Annotated in this window: 2 protein-coding genes; both read right to left on the reverse strand. The window is 67.0% G+C overall.

The features are described 5' to 3' along the window. Positions 1 to 789: multiheme c-type cytochrome (locus E8A12_RS09390; RefSeq protein ID WP_293367957.1), on the reverse strand; the 789-nt coding region annotated here is incomplete at its 3' end. A gap of 33 nt (positions 790 to 822) precedes the next feature. Then, on the reverse strand, positions 823 to 2,074 hold a 1,252-nt coding region (locus tag E8A12_RS09395), incomplete at its 5' end, for a carboxyl transferase domain-containing protein (protein ID WP_293367959.1).

The following is a 2,074-nucleotide window of genomic DNA, read 5'->3' on the forward strand; positions in this document are numbered from 1 at the left end:
CTTGTGATCCTCGAGCCTCCAGAAGTCCGACAGCTTCAGGCCGGCGTGGTAGCCGACCGGCCAGTCGTAGAACTTGCCCGCGATCGGATTATTGAGCGGCTGGCCCTGCGAATGACATCGGATGCAGGTGTCGTTGGCGGAGACATAGTCCTGCCTCGCGGGGTTGAGGATGCTGACCTGGGCGGGATGGGCCGCGTGCGCGCTGCCCGGCCCGTGACAGGCTTCACAGCCGACGTTCCATTCGGCGACAGCCTTGGTCCTGATGTCGTAGTCGACCGAGTGGCAGCCGTCGCAGAGCGGGCCAGTGGGACGCCCGGAGTTGTCGCCCTTGGGGTCCGGATAGAACTTCGCCCACCAGTCCCCGCCCTGGTCCGGCACATGATAGGGCGCCCACTTTCGGTTCGTGATGTCCCACTGCACCGGGTACGGATAATAGTCGTCGCCGACCTTGTGGAAGTAGCGCTGTTTCCAAGCGCTGCCGTAGACGAAGGCGATGTCCTTTGCGGTGAAGGTCACCAGCGGGTCGGGCTTGGACAGGTCCGGGATGATCGCGTCGGGATGCTGCTTGGGGTCGCGCACCACGTTGGCCATGCGGGTCTTCGACCAGCGGGCGAAAATGTCCTGGTGGCAGGTCTGGCAGGCGGCCGAGCCCACATAGTGCGCATCGCCCGGCGAGGCCGAGCCGACGGCCGCCGCGACTTGAGCCATGACGCCCGCCGGCGAGAGCGCCACCGCTCCAACGGCCATCGCGAACACCAGGGCGGCAAGCCACGCGGACCAGGTCTTCATAACGCCTTCCCCTAGGTCAGGGACGCAACCTTATCACCAGCTATCGACCCACCGCAGCTTCTTCTCCGTGCGCGCCGGCGTGGGCGGCATGGCCTTCAGCCCGCCCACGATCCAACGGCGAGTGTCCGCCGGGTCGATGACATCGTCGAGTGCGGGGTATGACCCCCGCGCCATCGCCTTGCCGTTGGCGTAGGCCGCGGCGACCATCTCGTCGAACTTGGCCTTGCGGGCGCCGGGGTCGGCGATGGCGGCCAACTCGTTGCGGTAGCCCAGCTTCACTGAGCCCTCCAGGCCCATGCCGCCGAACTCGCCGGTGGGCCAGGAGACGCAGAACATCGCCGCCTGGTAGCTGCCGCCGGTCATGGCGATGGCGCCCAGGCCGTAGGACTTGCGCAGGATCACCGAGAAGATCGGCACCGTCAGGTTGGCCCCGATCACGAAGAGGCGCGAACAGTGGCGGATCAGGCCGGTCTTCTCCGCCTCGGGCCCCACCATGTTGCCGGGGGTGTCCGACAGCGACAGCACGGGGATATCGAAGGCCTCGCAGAGCTGTAGGAACCGTGCGGCCTTGTCCGAGGCGTCGCTATCGATCGCGCCACCGATATGCATCGGGTTGTTGGCGAACACTCCCATCGGCCTGCCTTCGATGCGGATGAAGGCGGTGACCATGGCTAGGCCGAACCTGGGCCGCAGTTCCAGCACCGAACCCTCATCGGCGACCAATTCGATCACCTTGCGGACGTCATAGACCCGCAGGCGGTTCTCCGGGATCGACCGGCGCAACTGCCGCTGGTCCGCACACGTCCAGTCGGCCAGCGGCCCCTGGAAATAGGAGAGATACGTCTTGGCGGCCTGCACCGCCTCGGCCTCGTCTTCCACCAGCACGTCGATGGTCCCGTTGGCCTGCATGACCTTGATGGGCCCGATCTCCTCGGGGCGGAAAACCCCAAGGCCGCCGCCCTCGACCATCGCCGGGCCGCCCATGCCGAGCGCCGAGTCCTTGGTGGCGATGATCACATCGCAGCAGCCGAGGATGGCGGCGTTGCCGGCGAAACAGCGGCCGGAGTTGACGCCCACCAGCGGCACGGTCCCCGAGAGCTTGCCCCAGAACTCGAACCCGCGCGTGAAACCGCCGCCCTCGGTGTCGCCCGGCCGCCCACCGCCGCCTTCCGTGAAGAACACCGTGGGCGTCCGCCAGCGGTGGATAAGCTCGCTCATCCGGTCGAGCTTCCAGTGGTTGTTCGAGCCCTGGGTGCCGGCCAGCACGGTGTAGTCGTAGGAGAGC

Origin of the sequence: Phenylobacterium sp. (assembly GCF_004799395.1) — a bacterium.
In the GTDB taxonomy this organism is placed as follows: Bacteria; Pseudomonadota; Alphaproteobacteria; order Caulobacterales; family Caulobacteraceae; genus Phenylobacterium.